Origin of the sequence: Streptomyces sp. NPDC057963, assembly GCF_042887155.1 — a bacterium.
In the GTDB taxonomy this organism is placed as follows: domain Bacteria; phylum Actinomycetota; class Actinomycetes; order Streptomycetales; family Streptomycetaceae; genus Streptomyces.
The window spans coordinates 566,576-587,498 of the sequence record NZ_JBHVPX010000005.1 but is presented as its reverse complement, the minus strand read 5'-3'; the positions used below and the strand labels follow the sequence as shown (position 1 = coordinate 587,498).

19 protein-coding genes and 1 pseudogene are annotated in these 20,923 nt (G+C 68.5%); 3 read left to right on the top strand and 17 right to left on the bottom strand.

Annotation, left to right across the window (positions count from 1 at the left end; all coding sequences use genetic code 11):
- Positions 1–318: 318 nt before the first annotated feature.
- The 4 genes and pseudogenes from ACFVT1_RS15610 to ACFVT1_RS15595 form a co-directional block, all read right to left on the bottom strand.
- On the bottom strand, positions 319–2,589 hold the full coding sequence (locus ACFVT1_RS15610) for a hypothetical protein (RefSeq protein WP_389795449.1): 2,271 nt from the start codon (positions 2,587–2,589) through the stop codon (positions 319–321).
- A gap of 514 nt (positions 2,590–3,103) precedes the next feature.
- The gene (locus ACFVT1_RS15605) at positions 3,104–4,537 is read right to left on the bottom strand and encodes a glucose-6-phosphate dehydrogenase (RefSeq protein ID WP_389795447.1); all 1,434 of its coding nucleotides are present in this window, start codon (positions 4,535–4,537) and stop codon (positions 3,104–3,106) included.
- The gene (locus ACFVT1_RS15600; RefSeq protein ID WP_389795445.1) at positions 4,534–6,363 is read right to left on the bottom strand and encodes a glycoside hydrolase family 15 protein; all 1,830 of its coding nucleotides are present in this window, start codon (positions 6,361–6,363) and stop codon (positions 4,534–4,536) included. Before ACFVT1_RS15600 ends, ACFVT1_RS15605 begins: the two co-directional genes overlap by 4 nt.
- Positions 6,364–6,983: 620 nt before the next feature.
- A pseudogene (locus ACFVT1_RS15595) lies at positions 6,984–7,169 on the bottom strand (IS5/IS1182 family transposase); the annotation flags it as partial.
- A 115-nt stretch (positions 7,170–7,284) separates the two neighbouring features.
- On the opposite strand from ACFVT1_RS15595, the gene ACFVT1_RS15590 reads away from it, so the two are divergent.
- The gene (locus ACFVT1_RS15590; protein ID WP_389795444.1) at positions 7,285–7,764 is read left to right on the top strand and encodes a hypothetical protein; all 480 of its coding nucleotides are present in this window, start codon (positions 7,285–7,287) and stop codon (positions 7,762–7,764) included.
- A complete protein-coding gene (locus ACFVT1_RS15585) occupies positions 7,761–9,905 on the top strand; it encodes a M48 family metallopeptidase (RefSeq protein ID WP_389795443.1) in 2,145 nt (714 codons plus the stop codon). The genes ACFVT1_RS15590 and ACFVT1_RS15585 overlap by 4 nt, the downstream gene beginning before the upstream one ends.
- 461 nt (positions 9,906–10,366) lie before the next feature.
- Here ACFVT1_RS15585 and ACFVT1_RS15580 read toward each other — a convergent pair whose 3' ends face one another.
- The 13 genes from ACFVT1_RS15580 to ACFVT1_RS15520 form a co-directional block, all read right to left on the bottom strand.
- Entirely contained in the window at positions 10,367–10,540 is a 174-nt protein-coding gene (locus ACFVT1_RS15580) for a CsbD family protein (RefSeq protein WP_389795441.1), read from the bottom strand.
- A 16-nt stretch (positions 10,541–10,556) separates the two neighbouring features.
- Positions 10,557–10,964, bottom strand: coding sequence for a gas vesicle protein K (locus ACFVT1_RS15575; RefSeq protein WP_389795439.1), 408 nt, complete (start codon positions 10,962–10,964; stop codon positions 10,557–10,559).
- The gene (locus ACFVT1_RS15570; protein WP_389795437.1) at positions 10,954–11,190 is read right to left on the bottom strand and encodes a gas vesicle protein; all 237 of its coding nucleotides are present in this window, start codon (positions 11,188–11,190) and stop codon (positions 10,954–10,956) included. The genes ACFVT1_RS15575 and ACFVT1_RS15570 overlap by 11 nt, the downstream gene beginning before the upstream one ends.
- Positions 11,187–12,074 (bottom strand): GvpL/GvpF family gas vesicle protein, encoded by an 888-nt coding sequence (locus ACFVT1_RS15565; RefSeq protein WP_389795435.1) that lies wholly within the window; start codon positions 12,072–12,074, stop codon positions 11,187–11,189. Before ACFVT1_RS15565 ends, ACFVT1_RS15570 begins: the two co-directional genes overlap by 4 nt.
- Positions 12,071–12,517, bottom strand: coding sequence for a gas vesicle protein (locus ACFVT1_RS15560; RefSeq protein ID WP_389795433.1), 447 nt, complete (start codon positions 12,515–12,517; stop codon positions 12,071–12,073). The genes ACFVT1_RS15565 and ACFVT1_RS15560 overlap by 4 nt, the downstream gene beginning before the upstream one ends.
- A gap of 82 nt (positions 12,518–12,599) precedes the next feature.
- Positions 12,600–12,851: a gas vesicle protein GvpG gene (locus ACFVT1_RS15555; RefSeq protein ID WP_259930026.1), complete on the bottom strand. Its 252-nt coding sequence runs from the start codon at positions 12,849–12,851 to the stop codon at positions 12,600–12,602.
- A gap of 9 nt (positions 12,852–12,860) precedes the next feature.
- Entirely contained in the window at positions 12,861–13,574 is a 714-nt protein-coding gene (locus ACFVT1_RS15550; protein ID WP_389795431.1) for a GvpL/GvpF family gas vesicle protein, read from the bottom strand.
- Between the two features lie 3 nt (positions 13,575–13,577).
- Complete coding sequence (locus ACFVT1_RS15545; RefSeq protein ID WP_389795429.1) at positions 13,578–14,042, bottom strand: gas vesicle structural protein GvpA; 465 nt, start codon at positions 14,040–14,042, stop codon at positions 13,578–13,580.
- 87 nt (positions 14,043–14,129) lie between these two features.
- Positions 14,130–14,525, bottom strand: coding sequence for a gas vesicle protein (locus ACFVT1_RS15540; protein WP_389795427.1), 396 nt, complete (start codon positions 14,523–14,525; stop codon positions 14,130–14,132).
- Between the two features lie 750 nt (positions 14,526–15,275).
- Positions 15,276–16,316, bottom strand: coding sequence for an SRPBCC family protein (locus tag ACFVT1_RS15535; RefSeq protein ID WP_389795425.1), 1,041 nt, complete (start codon positions 16,314–16,316; stop codon positions 15,276–15,278).
- Positions 16,317–16,322: 6 nt separating this feature from the next.
- Positions 16,323–17,105, bottom strand: coding sequence for a histone protein (locus ACFVT1_RS15530; protein ID WP_389795424.1), 783 nt, complete (start codon positions 17,103–17,105; stop codon positions 16,323–16,325).
- A gap of 1,224 nt (positions 17,106–18,329) precedes the next feature.
- Positions 18,330–18,776, bottom strand: a complete 447-nt coding sequence (locus ACFVT1_RS15525) for an SRPBCC family protein (protein ID WP_389795422.1) — start codon at positions 18,774–18,776, stop codon at positions 18,330–18,332.
- A 156-nt stretch (positions 18,777–18,932) separates the two neighbouring features.
- On the bottom strand, positions 18,933–19,088 hold the full coding sequence (locus ACFVT1_RS15520; RefSeq protein ID WP_362198160.1) for a DUF6131 family protein: 156 nt from the start codon (positions 19,086–19,088) through the stop codon (positions 18,933–18,935).
- 559 nt (positions 19,089–19,647) lie between these two features.
- On the opposite strand from ACFVT1_RS15520, the gene ACFVT1_RS15515 reads away from it, so the two are divergent.
- Entirely contained in the window at positions 19,648–20,637 is a 990-nt protein-coding gene (locus ACFVT1_RS15515; protein WP_389795420.1) for a CehA/McbA family metallohydrolase, read from the top strand.
- The last annotated feature ends 286 nt before the right edge of the window (positions 20,638–20,923 follow it).

Here is a 20,923-nt window from a genome sequence, read left to right as displayed (position 1 = left end):
GGCAGCCATGAGTACCACTTCCGGACGGTTGGCGGGGACGGTTTCGTGTCGCCACACCGTAGGAACGCGCAGGTCAGAGGCGTATGTGGTGGGACGCCATCGTTCTCGGTCCGGGTGTGCGCGGGGCCACCATGACCGGCATGCCGAGACTGCTTCGAGGACCGTGCCGCAGGCCGTCAGGTCCGTGGGCCGGGGACGCGCCTCGCGCCCCGCTCCGGACATTCCGGGCGGGGTGCGAGGTGAACGGCCTACGGGACAGGATTCCGCCGGCCCTCGGACCTACCGGACCTACCGGGCCATCGGGCTTCCTGCTTGCTGTCAGGCATGGCCCTGGCTGATGGATCCCTCCTCGCTCGGGGACCTCTTGTGCGCGGGCTTCTTGTGGTGCGGCTTCTTGTGGTGCGGAGGCTTGTGGTGCGGGGGCTTGGGGGGCCGCGGCTTGCTGATGTCGATGGTGACCTCGGCAGGCTTGCTGGCGATCTGGTTCCCTTGCGGGTCGGTTCCCGCCGCCACCGCCACGTTGGTGACGGGGCAGAGCTTGCCGTCACCTCCGCCGGCCCTGGTCTTGTTGCAGGCGTTGGCGTCGGCCTGAGTGATGGTGTACGTACCGTGGCAGGTGGTACTGGCACCCGGCGCCAGCGTGGTCGCGTCGCAGGTGACATGGGTGACGCGGTCGTCGCTGACCAGCACGTTGTGCAACGTTGTGCTGCCCGTGTTGGTGACGGTGTAGGAGTACTGCACCTTCTTCCCGACGGTGTACGGACCGGGCGTGACGACCTGCTTCTTGAGGGTGATGTGCGGGGCCCCGACCGGCAGCGTCAGCTGGGTCTCCGGAGAGGTGACGGTCTCGCCGTCCGCCCTACCGGTCGCCGTGGCGGTGTTGGTGACGGAACCGGCCGTACCGTCAGCCGCGGTGATCGTGTACGTGCCGGTGCACGTGGTGCTGTCGCCCGGACTCTCCGACGGGGCCAATGTGGTCGATCGGCAGGTGATGCCGGTGACATGGTCGTCGTTCACCGCGACATCGGTCAGCTCCACCCCGCCCGTGTTGCGGACGGTGTAGGAGAAGGTGACCGTCTGCCCGACGGAGTAGGGGCCGGGCGTCTCGGCCTTCTTCTCCACGACGAGACCGGGCGGCTGTTCGATCGGCACGCTCTGCGACGACGGCGGCGACGTGACCGTCTCGCCGTTCGACGTGCCCGTCGCGATCGCCGTGTTGTCGATGGAACCGTGCGCCACATCGGCGGCCGTGACTGTATAGGTGGCGGTGCAGGTGACCGTCCGACCGCTCGGCAGCGTCGTCGTGGGACAGGTCACCGGGCCGATCTTCGGGTCGGTGACGGCGAGGCCGGTGATGTCCGTCGGGCCCGAGTTGGTGACCACGAAGTCGTACGGCACCTTCGACCCGGCCACCAGGTCACCGGGGAGCGGCTGCCTGACCTGCTTGACGAGGTTCAACCGGGGCAGCGGCTGGGCACTGGTGACGACCACGTTGCGGATGAGGTGGACATCGGTGAACAGGCCCGTGGAGGCGGCGAATCCGAACTTGTAGGTGGGGGGCACCGGTTGCGGAGCGGGGGTGCTGAGCACCTGGTGGGAACCGGTACCGTCGTTGAAGTCGACCGACACGGTGAGCACCGGGTCGGGGGCCGGGGTGAGCTGCACGTGGACCCGGCGGCGCGACGGTTCGAGCAGTGCCTCGGCCTCGGCGGGGGTGGCTCCCGGCGGCAGCGTGGTCAGCGGTCCCTGCAGGTTTCCGGGAAGCGTCGACGGCCAGGGCCCGGTGGTGGTGAAATTGCTGGTGGTGGCGGTCAGGAAGCAGTAGCCCTCGATCCCGTCGCCGGGACCGCGCACCGTGACCATGTTGGCCCCGGGAGCGGGAATGCGGAACCCCGTCCCTGCGGGCGAGCGGTTGGCGCAGCCGTTCCCGCGGTGCTCCCAGTCTCCGAAGTAGTTCCCGAGGACGTCGAGCCCCACGCCCAGGTAGCCACGGTCCACACCGGGCAGGAACGTGGCGGTGGGGTCGTCGTCGGGGAGCTTCTGCGCGTACCCGAGGCTGCCGCCGAAGGCGCCCGGGTGGGTCAGCGCGCCGTCACCGTTCACCAGGAAGAACGAGATGCCGTCGGCGGGGGTGGCCGGGGTCGTACTTCCGTACTGCCACTGGTCGAACGTGACGTCGAGGCCCTCGTTGGCGGGCAGCGCGTGATTGTAGAGAACGGCCCCCGACTGGTCGTTCGAGGAGTCCGTCAGCCGCAGGTAACCGTGCGGCGCCCCGTTGGGGGGCGGCACCGGCCCGACCCCCTCCGGACAACCGCCCAGCGGGTGGTCCCCCGGACCCGGTGCGGCGGCGGCCGGGGCGCCGGTGAGGCAGGCCGACCCCACACCGGTGAACTCCGGGGCCGTGGCCTGCGTGAACGTCTCATTGACCAGGGGAGTCCCTGCCGCACGAGGCTGGGCCTGGGCGCCGACGTCCAGCGCCAGCGGCGCTCCGGTGCCGACGACGAGCGCCAGTGCCGCCGCGGCGAGTCGCGCAGTCCGCGCGCGCGGCGCGCGTCGACAGGGCGACGGTGAGTGCTTCCTTCGTTTCATGCCTGCACAAGTAGCAGTCACTGTACGCAGCGGCCTCGATGACAGACCGTCATATGCCCCAATGGGTGTCGCGGTGGACCTCACCTGGCGGTACGTCCCTCCGGGACTGCCCTCCCGGTCACGGAGGTGCTCTGTCGTGCCTCCGGGCCGTGGGCCGGTCCGGCGCGGTGCCTCACCTCCTCTCCCGCCCCGGGTGCGTCCCGTGGCAGTGTCACGGCGGCGGGCGCACCGGGTCCTTGCACGGCCTGGTGCGGGGCCTTCACGTTCCCACCCAGGTCGGGTCTGCCAGGTCCGCGGCGCCGAGGCCGACCGTTGCCGCAGTGGGGGTGCTCATGGTTTCTCTTGACGTGGCAGCAGTTTCATGGCGGTCCCGGCGATCAGGTCGGGTGTCGGCCCCGAGTCGAGCGTGGCTCCCCGCGCGTCCGGTGCGAGGGGCTCGGCACGGTTGTCGTCGAGCCGGGCGGCGGTATCGGCGCGAAGCGGCCGGTGCGCGCCGGGTGGACCGGGGTGGCCGTCAGGTGCCGTCCGGCGTGGCCGCCTGATCGTCGGGCACGTCTTCCCGCCGCCGTCGGCCGTCTCCGTACCCCCGGCGCGGGGGCGGGCCCTGCGAGCCGGCCGGGTACTCCTCCAGCGGAACGAGGTCCCTCTCCCAGGCGGAGAGTACGGGCTCGACGACCCGCCACGCCTCCTCGGCCTCGTCGCCGCGGATGGACAGGGCGGGATTCCCCGTCAGGACATCCAGCAGGAGCCGGCCGTAGGCGGGCAGGCCCTGGGGTTCCGTCCGGGCGGTCAGCGTGAGCGGAACGAACTCGTGGGCGTGGGCACCGATGCCCGTCAGATCCAGGGTCAGCCCTTCCGGTTCGAGCGCGAAGCGAAGGACGTTGGGCAGGGCCTCTCCGCTGTGGCCGAAGGGCAGGTGAGGTACGGAACGCAAGCGCACCGCGACCTCCTTGCGGTCCTCCTTGAGCGCTTTGCCGCTGCGGAGCCGGAATGTTGTTCCGGCCCAGCGCCGGCTGTCCAGTTCCAGTTCCACCTCGGCGAAGGTCTCGGTACGGCGCTGCGGGTTCACGCCTTCCTCGTCGACGTAGGCGGGGATGTTGCGGTCACCGATCCTGCCGGGCAGATAGCGCGCGCGGCGCGTGCGACGCACGACGTCGTGCTCGGTCAGGAACCGCACGGAGCGCAGTACGTCGACCTTCCGGTCGCGCAGGTCCCGCTCGCCGAGGGTGATCGGCGGTTCCATGGCCACCAGGCAGAGCAATTGCAGGAGGTGGCTCTGGAGCATGTCCTTGAGCGCCCCGACGCGGTCGTAATAGCCGGCCCTGCCTTCCAGCGCGAGAGTCTCGTCCCAAATGATCTCCACTTCGGCGATGTGGGTGCTGTTCCAGATGGGTTGCAGCACGCGATTGGCCAGGCGGCTGCCGAGTACGTTCTGGACGGTCGTCATGGCCAGGAAGTGATCGACTCGGAACACCGCCTGCTCCTGCACGAGGCCGGCGAGCAGCCGGTTCAGTTCCTGCGCGCCGGCCAGGTCCTCGCCGAACGGCTTCTCCAGCACGATCCGGCTCCCGGTGGGCAGGCCCGCCTCGCGCAGTGCGGTGACCACGCCGGGGAAGAGCGCCGGGGGGAGTGCGAGGTAGACGGCGACGGGTCCGTCGCCGGCGATGGCCGCGGCGACGTCGTCGGGGTCGGTGACATCGGCGCGCAGATAGCGGGCCGAGGCCGTGATCGCCTCCTTGGCACCGGACGGACAGGGTCCGCCGTGACGGTCGAGCTGGGCAGCGATCCACTCCCGGTACCGCTCGGTGTCCCAGTCCTCCCTGCTTGCGCCCATCACCTGCATCTGGTTGCCGAGATGCCCTGCGGCCTGCAGGGCGGCCAACGCCGGCAGCAGATAACGGGCGGTGAGGTCTCCTGTCGCGCCGAAAATCGCCAGCCGGTTGATCATCCTTGCGCGCCTGCCTTCGCGCGGGTGAGGTTCACGCCACTGGCGATGACCCCGATGTGGCTGAACGCCTGAGGGAAGTTGCCCATGAACTCTCCTGTGGACGGGTTGATCTGCTCCGACAGCAGCCCCAGCGGACTCGCCCGGGCGCACAACGAGGCATACAGTTCTTCGGCCTCCTCGATCCGGCCCTGACCGATCAGGTTGTCGACCAGCCAGAAACTGCACAGGACGAAGGCGCCCTCGTCGCCGGGCAGGCCGTCGGAGGTCTCCTCGTGCAGGTAGCGGTAGAGCAGCCCGCCACCTGCTGACAGACGCTCGACGATGGCTCTGGTGGTCGCCACCATCCGCGGGTGATCAGCCGGCACCACCTGGCGCAGCGGGAGCGCGAGCAGGCTCGCGTCCAGAATGCCGCCGCCGTCCAGATGTGCGCTGAGGGTCTGCGCGTCCTCGTCCCAGGACTGCTCCAGGACGAGTCGGCGCAGCTGGTCGGCCGAGGCGCGCCAACGGGCGATCCCTCTGGGCAGGCCAAGCCGCTCACCGATCTGCGCGGCCCGGTCCAGGGCCACGTGGCACAGCCCGGCCGAGTACGTGAACACCCGGGCCTCGCTGCGCACTTCCCAGATTCCCTGGTCCGGCTGGAGCCAGGCCCGCTCCGCGGCGTCGGCCAGACCGGCCAGGCTGGCCCACAGCGCGGGCTGGATCTCACCGCCGGAGCGCAGCCACTGGTCGGCGCAGTCCAGAATCTCACCGTAGACGTCGTGCTGGCGCTGGTCGGCCGCGCCGTTGCCCCAGCGCACCGGGGCGGAGCGCCGGTAGCCTTCCAGCTCGCCGTCCTCGACCTCGTCCGGCACCGGACTGCCCTGGAGGCCGTACATGATCAGGGGCCGTCGGCTGTACTCGAAGGCGTCGAGAACCCAGCCGAGGAAGGCATCGGCCTCCCCACGGAAGCCGATGCGGCGCAGAGCGAACACGGCGAAGGCCGCGTCGCGGATCCAGGTGTAGCGGTAGTCCCAATTGCGGATCCCGCCGATCGGTGCGGGCAGGGAGGAGGTGGGGGCCGCGACCAGCGAGCCATTGGCCCAGTCGTCGCACAGTTTCAGTGTGATCGCGGCGCGTCTGACCAGGGATTCCTCGGGACCGCCGTAGTCGAAGTGCTTCATCCAGCGGCGCCAGGCATCGGCGGTTCCCCGCAGCATGGCGTCGGTGTCGAACCGGTGGTGACGGTGGAAGCGGCCCCAGGACAGCACGAGGTCGAGGCGGTCGCCCTGCCGCAGGTCATAGGTGTTGTGCAGGCCGGTCAGAGGGCGGTTGGACCGTAGGTGCAGCCGCAGTTCCGGCTGCCGGGACGGTCGCACTTCCAGTCCGCTGAACAATGCCTGGGCCTGCGCACCGCCGCGGGGCTCCAGGTCCGCTCGCAGGCGGACGTTTCCGTCCAGCACCACTGCCGAACGCACGAGTTCGGACCGATCTGCCGGTGCGTCATCGGTGAGGTCGGCGCCGGAACGCAGGGCCAGCGCATCGGTGACGCGTACCAGGCCGGTGGGGCTGCGCAACTCGGTCGTCAGTACGCCGGTGTCCGGTTCATAGCGCTGTCGCGCCTCCACCGCGTCCTCCGGGGCCAGGGTGAAATGCCCTCCGCGTGTGTGATCGAGCAAGCCGCAGAACAGGGGTTCGGCATCGAACCGAGGAAGGCACATCCACACGATGGAGCCGTCCAGACCGACCAGCGCGGCGGTCGTGCCGTCCCCGATGAGGCCCAGGTCCTCCAGCGGCAGGTAGCGCTCCCGTCTGCGGACCGGCCGGAACGGTTGATCGGATTCGTGCATGTCGCCTCGTTTCCGCAGCGCCGAAGACAACGGTGCGACCGTGAGGCGCACAACGGCGGCAACGCAGACCCGGACCGGTTCCGGCCGGGCGGGCAGCGGCCGGCCGTGCCGCTCTCGTGCTCACGCTCCCAGGGATCGTGCCGGATCGCGATCCGACCGCTCCAGCAGAGGCGCATTCCGGTGAGGGAAGGGTGTGGCTCTGCTGGATACAGGGGACAGCCCGACGCGGACGGGGCCATTCCTGTGTCGCTCACCGAGGGCTCACAGGCCACCGAGGAAGACCGTACGGGCCCGCGGTCCGCCGCCACTGGGCTCGGCCTCCGGCCTCGCGACCGCACCGTGCGCGCAGTCCGGGAGGTCCAGACGGGGGCCGGGCCGCCGGTCACGGGGCTCGTGCGATGCTCCACCGCGGCGGATGCCCGAAGAAGGCGGCCGCGTCCGCACCGCCACGTGACCGCCGGCCGGCCGCCTCCGTGGAGGCATGTTCCGCGTAGCACCGCATTCCGGCCCGCGTCCCGGCCGCCACCCCGGCCGCCACCCCTGCCGTTCACCGATCTCCCGGACGGCTGCGACGGTCCCCGGCGTGCCGGACCCGTCGCCGAGCGCGGAGGTCTCGATGCCCTGCGGGCGGTGCGGTGGGTGATGCCGCGCTCGCGCAACCATTGCCGCAGGTGGGAGTAGTCGTAGCCTTTGCCGGCGTGGAGTTCTGCCGACGTGCGTCGTCGGTGTCCGCGGCGGGAACGGATCGGCGGTATGCCCTTCATGAGCGGGAGCAGGGCCTGGCTGTCGTGCGTGCTCGCGCCCGTTGCCGTATCAGCCGCAGTGGGGCCAGTGCGAATGCGCTCTGAAGTAGTCCTACGCACAAGGCAGTTGTGCGTTATGGTGCTGCTCCTTCGATGTCCCGCCGAGAAGGAGACAGACGTGGAACAGCCCGAGGCCGCGGACCTCGCACTGGGGCGGGCCATCGTGGCGCGGATCGCCCCCGAGGAGCTGCCCTATTTCGACGAGACCGTGGCGAGCCTGCCGAAGCACCCCGGCCGGCGGGCCCGGCGGCGCCGCAGGGACGATCCGCTGGCCTTCGGCGGTGCCGCCGAACTCGTCGTCACCAGCATCGCCTGTGGGGTCGCCACCGAGGTGGTCAAGATGATGGGCGAGACGGTCGGCAGCGGTCTGGTGGCCCGGCTCCGCCGCCTGCTGACCCGCGGTCGCGGCGAGGACCCGGCCGCGCCCGATGCCGGACAGCGGCCTCCCGCCCTCACCGAGGAGCGGATCACCGAACTGGGGGTCGCGGCCGGACGTACCGCCGTACTCCTCGGTCTTCCGCCGGACCGCTCCGAGCTGCTCGCCGAGGCGGTCCGGGACCAGCTGAGGGCGGCCGACAGGCCCGGTTCCGGCACATGACTGCCGCCGCGAGCGGCGAGCTGCACCTGGAAACGGTGCCGCCACCGCGTCGGCCGCTGCCTTCGGGGACGCTCCTCGCGTTCGTCCTGCTGATCTGCGCGGTGCTGGCGTCCATGTCCGTCCTGCACCCCGGCTACGCCGACTTCATCGCCGGCGGCCGGGGCGACACCGACCTCAACGACTGCGTGCGCAAGGCGATGCGGGAGGCCGGCGGGACAGGCGACTTCATCAGGGCCGGTCCTCGGCAGGAGCCGTGCGACTCGAGCGACGACCGCACCTCCCAGGGCATCCTCGTCTCGTACGTGATCCTTGCCGTGGCCACCGCCGCGCACTACTGGTTCCGCTCCGCCCGCCGCGCCCGGCGCCGCGGGGTGCGCCCGCTGGACGCGGAGCGCTTCCCGGCTCTGCACGCGGAGGTCGCCCGCCTGGCCGCGGACGTCGAGCAGGCCCGGGGGGTCACCTTCCTGGTGGACTTCCTCGACGCCGGGGTGAACGGCGTCTCCTTCGGCCGTGCCGGCCACCGCCACATCATCCTCAGCCGTGGCCTGATCCGCCTTCACGACGCGGGCGCGGCGGACCGTGCGGCCTTTCGGGCCGTCGTCCTCCACGAGCTGGCGCATCTACGCAACCGCGATGTCGACATCACCCTGATCACCCTCGGGATGCTGCGCTGCTACTTCGCGCTGATGCTGTTCCCCAGGATGTTCGGGGACCTGGTCGGGATGGTCTTTGTGCCAGGAAGCGCCCCGTACTCGGGGGCCGCGCTGTTCGACTCGGCCGTTCTCGCCGCGATTGCGCTTGTCGCCCGTTCGGTGATCCTGCGGACCAGGGAGTTCCAGGCGGACGCCCGGGTCGTGGAGTGGCTGGGTACCTCCGCCCCGCTGCTGCACGCCTTCGACCTCGCCTCGGCGGGGTCCGGCGGCCGGCCACGGCGGTCGGTCCGCGGCTGGTGGGCGCGGTTCACCCGCACCCATCCGTCGTTCGCGCAGCGCCGGGCCTGCCTGGCGGACGAGGCGCTGCTGATGCACCAGGGCTTCGGTTTCGCCTTCGTCATCGGTTTCTGCTTGCCGACCTCCTGGGATCCGGTGGCCTCGGTCACCGCACAGATCCGGGCGGGCGGCGGCATCAGCGGCTGGTGGCCGACGTGGCTGATCACCCTGCTGGTGGTGCTGGTCCTGCTGCTGACGGTGGTCCGCGCCTCACTGCACCGGCTGGGCCACCGGACAGGAGCGCCCTCGCCGGCGCCCTTCCGGCTGGGGGTGGGCCTCGGGGTGCTGGCGGGCTTCGCCCTCTCGCCCAGTGCCGTCGTCGACCATCTGATGCTGCCGGGACTGCGCTTCTCCTCGCAGTTCTCCGGCTGGCTGACGGTGGCACTACTGGCGCTGCTGTTCACCCTGTGGTGCCAGTTCCTCGGGGATTGCTGGGCCCGTTCGGTGGATCTGGCGCGTCGGCCGTTCCTCACGGTCGCGGGGCCGGGGCTGGTGGTGGCGGGGGCGGTGGTCGCCGAGGCGGACACCGTCTTCGGGCTCCAGTGGCAGATCGAGTTCGGCCAGTTCATGGACGAGCGGCTGGCCGCGATGCCGGGACCGCTGCATGCCGCGGTGTGGACGCAGTACATGTACATGACCCAGCTGGTCGATCCGTGGTGGCTGCTCGCCCTGCTGGCCCTGCTGCTGGGGGTGCCGCTGGTCGGGGCGGTACGCGGGCGCAGGCTGGCCCGGTACATGGTGCAGGACCGGGTCCGGCCGGCCCGGCGTGCCTTCCTCGTGGCGCTGGTCATGACGGCGCTGACGGCCGCCCTCCTGCCGCCCGCCTACACCTGGTGGGCGCAGGCGCGGGGCCTGGGCGCGCTGGCGGACCCGTACTTCCTCACCCCGATCACGATGGCGGCGGCCGCGGGGACGCTGGCGGGCGGGCTGGCCAGAGCCCGGGGCACGGTGTGGGCGGTGGCCACCGCACTCGTGGTCGGAGGACTGCTGTCGCTGTCGATGCCGAGGGCACTGTGGGGCTCCCAGTTGGGCGTCGGGATCGAGGGCGCGGTCCTCGGCACCCTCCTGACGGCGGCCCTACCGCGCCGCCGCCCCTTCTCTCGACGGACGGGCGCCCCGAGCCCGGACGCCACCCCGCCGGACAGAAACTGAGCGGTGCCCCATGGGGTGGGGCTGATCAGGGGCACGACCGCTCATTCCCTGCGCTTGAGGCGAGCGGGTGGTCGGCAGGGCGGATGCCGAGGCAGCCATGCGTACCACTTCCGGACGGTTGGTGGGGACGGCCTCGTGTTGCCGTAACGTAGGAACGCACAGGTCAGAGGCGTATGTAGTGGGACAGAATCGTTCTCGGGCCAGGCGTGCGCGGGGCCACCACGACGGGCATGCCGGGACGGCTTCGAGGACCGTGTTGCAGGCCGGTAGGCCCCGGCCTGTCCGAGTTGCTTCGATCAGCATGATCTGGCGCCCACAGGCGGCCGTGCGGCGAGGCGCGGTCGGGCCCCCGGTCAGACGTCGGCGCGTGGGGCCGGAATGCTGATGCGAGGGGAGCTACCGGCGCAGACATCGCTGCGGCCGGCCCGGCCGAGTGAAGCCAGGATCTGCATTTCTTTCTTTCAGTGCCTGAAGATATCCTTGCCCTTCTCCACCGCCTGCTTCACTTTGCCTTTCATCTTCTGGGCCCTCCCTTTTCCCTCCAGGTTTTCGTTACCCACGGCCCGCCCGACCGTTTCCTTGGTTTTCCCCTCCGTGATGTTGCCAATGTTCTTGGATTTCTTTCCGATACCCATGTCGTTCTCCCTGGGCTCATTCGGGTGGTGGCAGCAGAGTTCCGAGAGGTCCGAGATCCAAGTTGAGATCCTGCAAGGAAAGGTCGTATCGAGAACAGAGTTCAATCATACGACTGTGCAGAATCATCAAAGTTGCTCCGAGACGCTCCTCCTGTTCCTCGGTGAGGTCGCCCGCGTCGACCCGCTGAAGGGCCTGGCGTTCCATGAGCTGTCGTAGCAGCTCGACGAGTGTGAGTACGAGTTTCATCAGGTCCCGCTCCACCGTGTCCGGGGCTGTGGTGACCCGGTGGGCCGGCCTTCGCACCTCCGCGCCGCCCCGGGGCAGGATGTCCTGCGGCGTTGCGGGCAGCATGCGGAAGGCGCGGGCGGCTGCTTCGGCGATCTCGTCGAGGCGGCTCCCGGGTGCACGGTCCTCACCGGTCATGGTCGTCTCCCGCAGGTGCTGAGATGGCATGCCAGGGAGAAGGATTCTCTTCGCTGATGGAGACGATCAGTGCGCGCAGCGATATGCGTACGAGGTCGATATCGGCGATGGAGAGCACGACGTCACCGGTGAGGACCACACCTCCGCTGAGCAACCGGTCCAGCAGGTCGATCAGTGCGATCTGCCGATCAGGCAGCGGCTGCTCCCGCCTGTCCGCCGCCCTCACGGCATGGCCTTCTTCCGAGGTTCGGCTTCGGCGGGGGTGGCGAAGGAGTACGGGGCCCACGGCCCGGTGACTTCGACGCGTACACCGGGGAGTCCTTCTGCGGCCCGCATGACGTCGGCGCGGAAGTCTTCGGCATGCTGCAGCGGAACAAGGTAGGCGTCGTTGATGACGTTCTCTCCCGGCCCGCGGGCGAGTTCGCCTTGCTGCGGCCGGTGCTGGACGCGATCAACCGCATGAACGCGGGCGGCGGCCTCGACCCGCTCGGCTGCCTGTTCGGCGCCCCGATAGGCGTCTTCGCGGGCATGCCGCTGTGCTCGGCGCCGGCTGAGGTAGGCACGCCCGGGGCTCAGGCCCGCGTCCGGGCTCAGGTCCGCGTCCGGGCTGAGGCCCGCGTCCGGGCTCACGCCGGTGTCCGGGTTCAGGCCCGTGTCTGTGGGTGCGTCTGTTGGGTTCTCGGTCGCCGCGGGCGGTTCGACATAGATCTTGACGCCCCACTCCACCTGCGCTGCCAGGTCGGTCAGTCTGCCGGCGAACGCCTCGTGGCGTGCCCGGAGCATCAGTCGCACCCGCTCGTCGTCGAGGTATACCGTCGCCAGACGCAGTGGCAGGACGGCGGTGCGGGCGGCCAGCGCCTCGATCACCCGGTGATGGGCGCGGGCAACGGCCTCCAGCCAGTCCAAGTCCTCAAGATGCGTTCGCAGCGCGGCTTCTTGGAAGTCCCGCTCGGGTACCGGGCTCACGGCGACCACCACATCGTCGTTGCGCCCTACACGCACTAGATGCACCGGCGTGTCCGCTACCCCGGAGAGCCCGGACAGGGCTTCCTCCAGCGATCCGTCGGTGTCCCGTGCCACGGCGTACGCATAGGTGATGGCCTCGGTCATTGCTCGTCCCGCCTCTCGCTGCGGGGGCTGGGCCGTGCCCGTTCGGCGCGTGACGTGCGGCGGGGGGCAGCGGCGCGGCTCTCCTCGTCCCCGGCCGGTGGCAGCTCACGGTCCTCGCGCAATGCCGTGATCTCGGCCTGCAGCCGTTTGTTCTCCTCGGCGAGTGAGCGGTAGCCGTCGCTGGCGCGTGACGACAGCGAGGGATCGTGCTCCCACCAGTCGATGCCCATTTCCTTCGCCTTGTCCACCGAAGCGACCAGCAGGCGCAGCTTGATGGTGAGCAGTTCGATGTCCAGGAGGTTGATCTGGATATCGCCTGCGATGACGATGCCTTTGTCCAGGACGCGCTCCAGGATGTCGGCGAGATTGGCCGAGGAGCCCTGGCCGTACGGGGCGGACCTGGACGGAAGGTCTCCCAGCCTCCTGGCGACGGGTTCGGTCACGGCCGCTGCACCTCAATTCCCTGGTGGCCTTGAGCCTCGACGGGAGCGCGTGGCAATGCGCCCGCTCCGTCGGCTGCCGCGATCAGGTGTCGACGCCCTGGACATGGGCCCTGATCTCGTCCAGCCGGTCCAACAACTCGTCCTCGCGCCGGTCGAAGGTTTCCTCGTCGATGTCTCCCGCCACGAGCGCTCGCTCAAGTGCGGCGAGTTCCCGTTCGACGGGTGCTGGGTCGTAGTACTCGTTCTCCGCGGCCTCGACGACGCGCTCCATGACCCAGGCCACGCCGCGCACCGGCGCCAGCGGAAGAGTCGCGAGTTGAGTCAGCAGTCCCATGAGGACTCCCTAGACGAAGCTGTAGGCGGGCAGCGGGCCGACCAGCCGCAGGTCGAAGTCCTCACCCAGTTCCTTGGCGATGTCCTGTTCCGCGTCGAGGAAGCTCTTCTCATTGTCCCGCTCCACAAGGAAGGACACATTCAGGAAGTCGTTCCCGGTCGGCTGCGACGAGCGTTCTTCCCGCGCAAATCCGCGCAGCGCATCGAGGACTCCGGCGGCGAGCCGATCCTGCCGCGCTTGCACTTCCCGGGAGACCAGCTCCCCGAGGGCGAGCGGCAGTTCCGGGCTGCTGCGTCCGCTTCTGATCTCCTCGTTGAGCTCGCGCGCCTCGTCGGACTCCTGAAGGATCTGGCGCAGCAGCGCATCCTCGTCCTGGGCGGCCTTCAGGTGGTACTCCACGCAGCCATCCAGCGCCTGCAAGCGTTCGCTGAACTCATCCGCCCCGTCCTCCAGGACCGCTCGTACAGCGTCGTCGTCCGTGGTGGTGAAGCCGAACTGCAGCGGCAGAACGGTGCCGTCGGCCATCAGCTGTTCCTGGACGGCCTGGTGTGCGCTGAGGTCTCGGCGTTTGGGACGCAACTCCTCGGGCGCGTCGCTGACGACCGCGGACAGCATTTTGGTACGTACCGTGCGCAGGGTCGCAGGCGGTTCCCCCACCCCGTGGAGGCCGTCCAAGCGCTGCGGATGGGAGGCCCTGACAACGGAATACACGTATATGCCCATGATTCACTCCTCGCGGCGTCGGGCGGCAGGCCGACGCCGCGGCCGCTCCCGCCTCTCCTCGGGCTCCTTGCGCCTCCTTTCCGGCTGCTCGGCCTCCTCGTCGTCATGTCCTCCCTTCAGAGCATCGGTCAGTACGTCAGCGGCCCCGCTCAGAGCACCCTTGGCCTTACCGTGCGCTCCGCCCTCGGTCACCTCGCCGACCAGATCGGTCAGCTGAGACGGAGCCTTGCGGCCCTCCTCCAGGTCGAGGCGGTTGCAGGCCTCCGCGAAGCGCAGGTAGGTATCCACGCTCGCCACGACGATGCGGGCATCGATCTTGAGAATCTCGATGCCCACCAAGGACACGCGTACAAAGACATCGATCACCAGGCCACGGTCCAGAATCAGCTCGAGGATGTCGTAGAGGTTCCCGGACCCTCCTCCGCCGGCCCTGGAAACGGTTCCTCCGCCCTGCGGCACCATAGTCATGGTGCCTCCTTTCAGCAGCTCACACGTGGCTCCGGACGGGGCCGTTTCCGTGCGTCCGGCAGGCGGTGCAGCACTGGCGTTCCGGCCCTAGCCACGCGGGTCGATCTGGGCTCGGGTGTAGCGGCGGGTGCGCTCGTACGCCAGCAGTTCGCCTTCCTCGTCCAGCGTCACCCGGTAGCTCGCCATCACGCTGGTGGTGCCGGGGATACGCTCCAGCTCCAGGACCTCGACGTCCGCCTGCCAGCCGCCCTCCGTCGGTTTCACCGCCGAGACGGATTCGGGTGCTCGCCCCAAAAGCTCCTGGAGCTGCTCGGCCGCATACCGCATCGCCCGCGGGGCCGAAACCCGACGGGCCGCACGCTTCGTATCACTCGTACGGCTGGCGGCCCGTCCAGTACTGGATTTCCTGCCGGTCTTCTTGACGGGCTTCTCGCTGGACGGACGCCGGACGCGCCCTGACTCGTCCTCTTCGCCTACGGCCATGTTCCCGCTCCGGAATCGGAGACCACATGATGCCCGCGTCACCATTGGAAGACGCGATTCCATAATATACGGCCCGGGCTGACCGCATCTCGGAGCTCGCACCGTTGTTTCAGTACCGGGCACGGCCTCCTGCCCTGTGTGCCGTAGCCCCGCCGGCTCCATAACGCCACCGCTGCCGCACAAGAAATGCTGTGAGCGGTGGGCACGCCATTCCTCAAGGAAGGAATCGCCTCCACTGAGGCCCTGGACGCAGATGACGAAAGCAAACGGCGATCAGTAGCCGTGCGTGTTTCGAGAATGACGGAACGTCGGCATTCACGCTACTGCGCTCCGGAGCGCAGTAGCGCCACTGCTGCCTGTTGACTATGGGCTGTCCCGTAATCCCTGGCGGGTGTGCGACGACAGCTACGGCACCTCGCCGCGTTGTCGGAACGCCAGAATCGGGACAGCCCTGAGCCCGCCGACCCATCCGAACTGTCGAAGGGGCGGTTGCTGCCGCAGTTGTCGAATGCAGTGGTGGAATCCACCGAGTGGTGCACGGGCGCGGTCGTGTGGCGTGCGTGATTTCGTGCACCGTCAGCCCGTTGCTCGCAGTACGAAAGGTGGCCACCCCCGTCGCACCGACCGGTGCCCAAGCCACGCAGAGTCCTACGGTGGATCACGACCCCTTTACGGCCCGGCAAGACGGGTGGGTCTCAGGACTGTTGGCCTGCAGCTCCGAAGCAGGGTAGCCCTTGCTTGAAATCGAGGTCAGTCACGGCGTCGCCTCTGTCCCCTTCGCTTCCCGGAGGGAGTTGCGTCCTCTTCCTCTTCTTCCTCTTCGTCTTCCTCGTATGCGTCCTCTTCTTCGTCCTCGGGCTCAGGCTCGCCTTCGGACTCGTAATCCTCGTCCTCGTCTTCGTAGTCCTCGTCTTCGTCCTCGTATTCTTCGTCCTCGGGCTCCTCGCCGTGTGCGTCCTCCTGCTCTGCGTCCTCTTCTTCGATGGCGTCTTCATGGGACACGACGACTTCACCGTCCCGGATTTCACCGCGCCAGCCCTCGGGCTCCTCCTGGGCGAGGGAGACGTATCGCTGAAAATGCTTGAAGTCGAGTCGCATTCGGCGCCCTTGGGCGCGCCACAGGTTGCCCGTCTTCTCGAAGAACCCGGACGGGTAGTACTCCACGACCAGGACGATTCGAGTCAGGCTGGGTGCCAGCTCATGGAAGCTGACCGCACCACGGGTGGTTCCCTTGGCTCCCTCGGAGGTCCAAACGATGCGGTCGTCGGGAATCTGTTCCTGGACAGTGGCTTTGAAGCTGCGCGAGGAAGGGCCGACCTTGACCTTCCAGTCGCTGGACATCTCATCGCTCTTCGAGACGTCGCGAACGCCCTTCGCGAAGCTGCTGAACCGGTCGTACTGCGTCCAGTGGTCGTACGCGACACGCAGGGGCACTCCCACATCGAGAACCTCGATGATGTTCATGACCTTGCCGCCGCTCGACTTGCGCTTTCCCTTTCCGCCGCCGAACGCTTCCTTGACCTTCTCCGTGACTTTGTCCTTGACGCCCTTGGCTTTCTCCCCGACAAATGCCTTCAGTGGGGATTCGCCCTGGAGAATACGGGCGCCGATCGCGGGAAGCGTTCCACTCTCGGCCACATCGGTGAGCTGCTCAGTGACATCGGTCAGTTTGTCGCCCGCCTTCTCGGCGAGCCGTTCCACCTGTGCACTGAGGAAGTTGGACGCCTCTTCGCGTAGCCGGTCCGCACCCGACTTCTGTGCCGTGGGCCGGTCTGTTTCTGTCCTGGTCATGACTGGCTACCTCCGACGATCGGCACGCTTGGACGCTGCTCGCTTCGCCGGAGCGGTCTTCCGGGCGGCGGATTTCTTGGCCGGAGCAGTTTTCTTCGCAGCCGTCTTCTTCGCCGGAGTCGTCTTCCGGGTAGCGGATTTCTTGGCGGGAGCGGTCTTCTTCGTAGCAGTCTTCTTCGGTGGAGCCGTCTTCCGGGCGGGGGACTTCTTGGCCGTCCGAGACTTCTCTCCGCGGGGAGCGGCCTTCTTGCGTGCTGCACCCGCTTTGGGCCTGGCTGGCTGGCGAGAAGTGCGGCGCCGCTTAGGTTGCGTCTCTTCCGGCTCTTCCTCTTCTTCTTCCCTCTCCTCGTATTCGTCTTCCGGCTGTTCTTCCTCCTCCTCTTCCTCGTCCTGGCCCTCTTCGTACCCGGCCTCCGGCTCCTCCTCTTCCGGCTCGTACTCTTCCTCGTCCCACTCCTCTTCCCCCTCGTCCTGCTTCTCACCGAGCTGGGCCGTACGGTCGCTGAGGGCGTCGGCCAGCGAACTCATACCCCGGTCGGCGGCGGCAGCCACTGCCTTGCGGCCCGCGTCGAAGACCTCCCCTTTCAGCTGCTCCTGCAGCTCGGCGAACTGGGGAATCTCTCCCAGCCTGCGCATCCCTTCGGCGGCCAGCTGTCGGGGTTCAAGGCCGAATCGTCTCCCTGCCAGATACGTGGCAATGGTCAGCGCCAGCCGGCCCTTCTTCGTCCGGCCCAGCACGTAGCCGCCCACTATTGCGGCCGCGAGGGCCACCTTGGCTGTGTCATCCATGAGTGCGTCACCTTCGATTGCTCGGTGCGGGGCCGACCTGTGCAGCATGCAGCCGGTCGAGCAGCCTTTCCTCTTCCCGGATCAAACTCCTTCGTGCCGATATCACCGCCTTCAAGTTCCCGGTTCAGTAGGGCCGGCCGAGCACAGAGCACTCCGGGGGCGTGAGCAGGCCCGTGATCGGTCTCATGTCAGAACCCGGCGGCCTGAACATGAGCGCCTGCGATGGCGGCAACGTTGCACCAGGGCAGCGGTCCCGCAAACGCAGCTCGACGTGCGCGGCGCGCGCTTCCGACTCGTTCCGTCGCGCTTCGGAAGCCGTCGCTTTCGCCGCGCGACTGTCGTCGAGGATTTCCCGCCGCGCGGCGGACGTTCTTCTGCCATGCATTCAAGTCTGATGGGTATCGAGCGCCTCGCACCTTGGGCGGAGGTGTCAAGCGCACCAACCGGGGTGGGCGGTTGCTGTGGTGGTCGATGTTCTGGCGGTGCAGCGGACGACGGTGCACGAGCCATCCTTCTCATGGCTGCGGGGTTCAGGTACCGGTCGTACGGTCACGGTGTCCGCCGGGCGCACGAAGGGCTGTTCCACGGCTGTGGTCGCGGCGCGCGAGTCCTTGCCGGGCAAGGGCGTGACGCCCTGTGTTTCCGCGGCGTGCGCCGTAGCAGTCAGGGGCACCACTCTCGTCGCCACCTGGCGGTCGAGCGCTCCACCCGCTGTCTCATGCGCGTACATCTGGGGCGCAGCCACAGCGTCTTGGCCACCGCAACACTCTCGCCGCGGCCGTCGAATCCTTCCCGCCGCACCTGAGGCGTTCCCTGACTTGGGACCAGAAGGCGGAGAGGGCGGCCCACCAGTCGTTCACCAAAGCCACGGCTATTCCCGTCCACTTCCGCAACCCGGCGAGGTGGAGACCGCAGGCGCAGTCCAAGGCGTCTTGGGGGTGTCGACGGGGCTGCCGGTGGGCAGGACGGTGTCCTCGTACCTGCGCACACTGGGGGAGTGCTGGGCAAGGGGATGGCGGCCACTACGGGACTGTGACTGGCGTCGGTGGGCGTACGCCTCGGGCTGGTCCTGTGGATTGACCATGCGGCCGGGGCCGGCGTGCTGGGGGCCGTGTCGCCGGGCCGGTCAGCTGACCAGCGGTGCTGCGATCCCCCTCGAATCTTCCGGGCACCCGGTATCGGTGGGAAGACGACGTGTTGGGGCCGGTCCTCCCGGCCTGTCGCTCACCCCGTGTCCTGGGGCATTCCTTCGACGACTTCCGCAAGTCGCCGCAGCATGTTGCGGTGCCGGATCTGCGCAAACGCGTCGAGAAATGTGTTGTGGAGACTCCCTCCCAGCCCGCGCAGTGGATGCTCGTCGAGAATGACCAGGGTCTTGTCGCCCCACGGCCGGATGTCGAAGGCGATCCGTGCCGTACCCAACGGCCCCCCGTGCGCTTCGAGTTCCAGTGCACGTGGCGCGTCGAGGCGCCGGACCGTCGTGTGTCCGTGGAACTCTTTCGGTCCCACACGCGCCGTGTAGTTGATCGATGATCCGACGTCCGGCCAGCGCCCCTTGCCCGGAACGGAGTTGGATGTCCCCACCACCCAGTCCGCGTAGCGGCTCTCGTCCTTCAGAACCGCCCAGAGCACGGGCGGTTCCCTTGCGATGAGCTGATGACGTACAGCCATGTGTGCTCCTATCCGGGACGCTGAATTACCGACCCTGCCAGCGATCTCCGGGGCCGGTTTCCCATCTGTATCGAACACACGACACCCGGGCACACCTCGACCGGAGCCGCCGCTGGACATCACATCGACGGGGCGGGGGAGCTGGAACAAGCAGCCCTACCAGTAATGCCGTCGACCGCCCACCGCATGCCCGATGGCACCCAGGATCCAAAGAACGATGCCGATCGCGACGAGCACGATACCGATGGTCCACAGGATCGATATGCCGGCCACCAGACCGATGACCAGCAGAATGACGCCGAGGATGATCATGGCGTCCTCCGTTCTCCCGGGTCTTTTTAGTATGCGCCTCACACATACGCACGGCGATACAGGCCGTGCGTGGGCGTCGTCCACCAGACCAGGGGCAAGGTCGTCCCACGAGCGCAGGCAATGTGATCGACCGGAGTGAGGACAAGGCTGAGATCGGCTCCTGGGTGCGGACTGCCGAGGATGTTCGGGCCCGCCAGATGTCGCGGCGACGGTTGTGCAGGCGGCCGCTACGAGGGCAGTGCTGAAACTGCCCCGACGACCGCATGGAGGGCTGGCAGGTGCCTGTCCGAGTTGCACATTTCGATGGGGCCGGCAGCTCGGTGCTGACCTGAAGCAGCATGTCAGTCAGCACCCCTGATCACCTCTGCTGTACCAACCCGGTGCTGACTGAGCAGCGTCGCACTTCGATATCCGGCACGAAGGGGCGGGTGGCCGTGCTTCTTGCCCGGTCGACAGACGCCAAGTCGTCGACCAGTGGGAATGACGAGCAGACGTGCTCCCCGGGAACGCAGTGTGAGCTGCGTGCGTTCGGTTGGTAGGCCAAAGACGGAGGAGAAGGATGCCGGTGCCGGACTTTCCGCCCCTGCGTGCGGTCGGCCGAGGACGTGGTTGGTATCGCGGCGACTGCCATGTTCATTCTGTGTACTCGGACGGCGAGCTCACCCCGGAACAGCTGGTGGCCGGCGCGCGTGCGGCAGGGCTCGACTTCATCGCGACCACGGAACACAACACCGCTGAGGCGCACGGTGCTTGGGCTTCCCACGCCGGTTCTGACCTTCTGGTGGTCCTTGGTGAGGAGGTGACGACCGAGACCGGGCATTGGCTCGCTCTCGGTATCGGACCCGGGCAGGTGGTCGACTGGGAGTATCGGGTGCAGGACGGGCAGATCGACCGGCATCTGGGTGAGGTGCACGGAGTCGGTGGGCTGTGTGTGGCGGCACACCCGCACGCGCCTTACCCGTCAGGCGATTTCATGTACCCGTACCAGGGCTTTGACGTGGTTGAGGTGTGGAACGGGCTGTGGTCGTCGGACCGGCCGTGGAACGCCGACAACGAGGCGGCCTTGGCCGACTGGGGACGCGGCCTGACTGCGGACACGCGCACGGGCCGGTGGCGGCCGATGATGGGCAACAGCGACACCCATCTGGAGGGCCAGATCGGCATCCCGCACACCGTTGTGTTCGCCGAGGAGTTGAGCACCCCGGCGATCCTTGCCGGCATTCGCGCGGGCCGGAGTTGGACCGCTGGATCAGCCACCGTCGACCTGTCGCTCACTGCCACGGCAGGTGAACGCAGCGCAGAGGTGGGCGAGCACCTCAAGACCTGGGGGGAGCAGGTCGCTGTGCGGGTCCACGTACGCGGCGTCCGGTCGGCGGCCGTCAGCTTCCATACCGACCGGGGCAGGGTTCACCGCGCATCACTTCCCGACCACGGTGCCGGCGTCGCCGAGTGGTTCACCACCGCGGAGGAGTCGGCGTTCGTGCGGATCGAAGTCCGCCACGCACAGGGGCACATGGCGGCGCTCACCAACCCGATCACGCTGACCTGAACCTCTACGTGCCGACCCGTCCTGCGCAGATGCAGATGGGGCCACAGGCAGACGGGAGCAAGCTCTGGTGAAGGGCCGCGCAGACTGCGAACGCACGGGACGGCGCCCATGAGCGGGGTCGGCTGGGTCACGGAAGCACCTGGGCGATGCCTGCCGGCGTGACCCGATCCGCCTGCGGCAGGCGTCCAGGGTGGTGGTATCTGGGAGGACGAACCGGCAGCAATGAGGCCCTGCGTTCCGACGGCTCGTCCGGAACAAGATCGGGCGGTTCACCCGGGGAGGACAC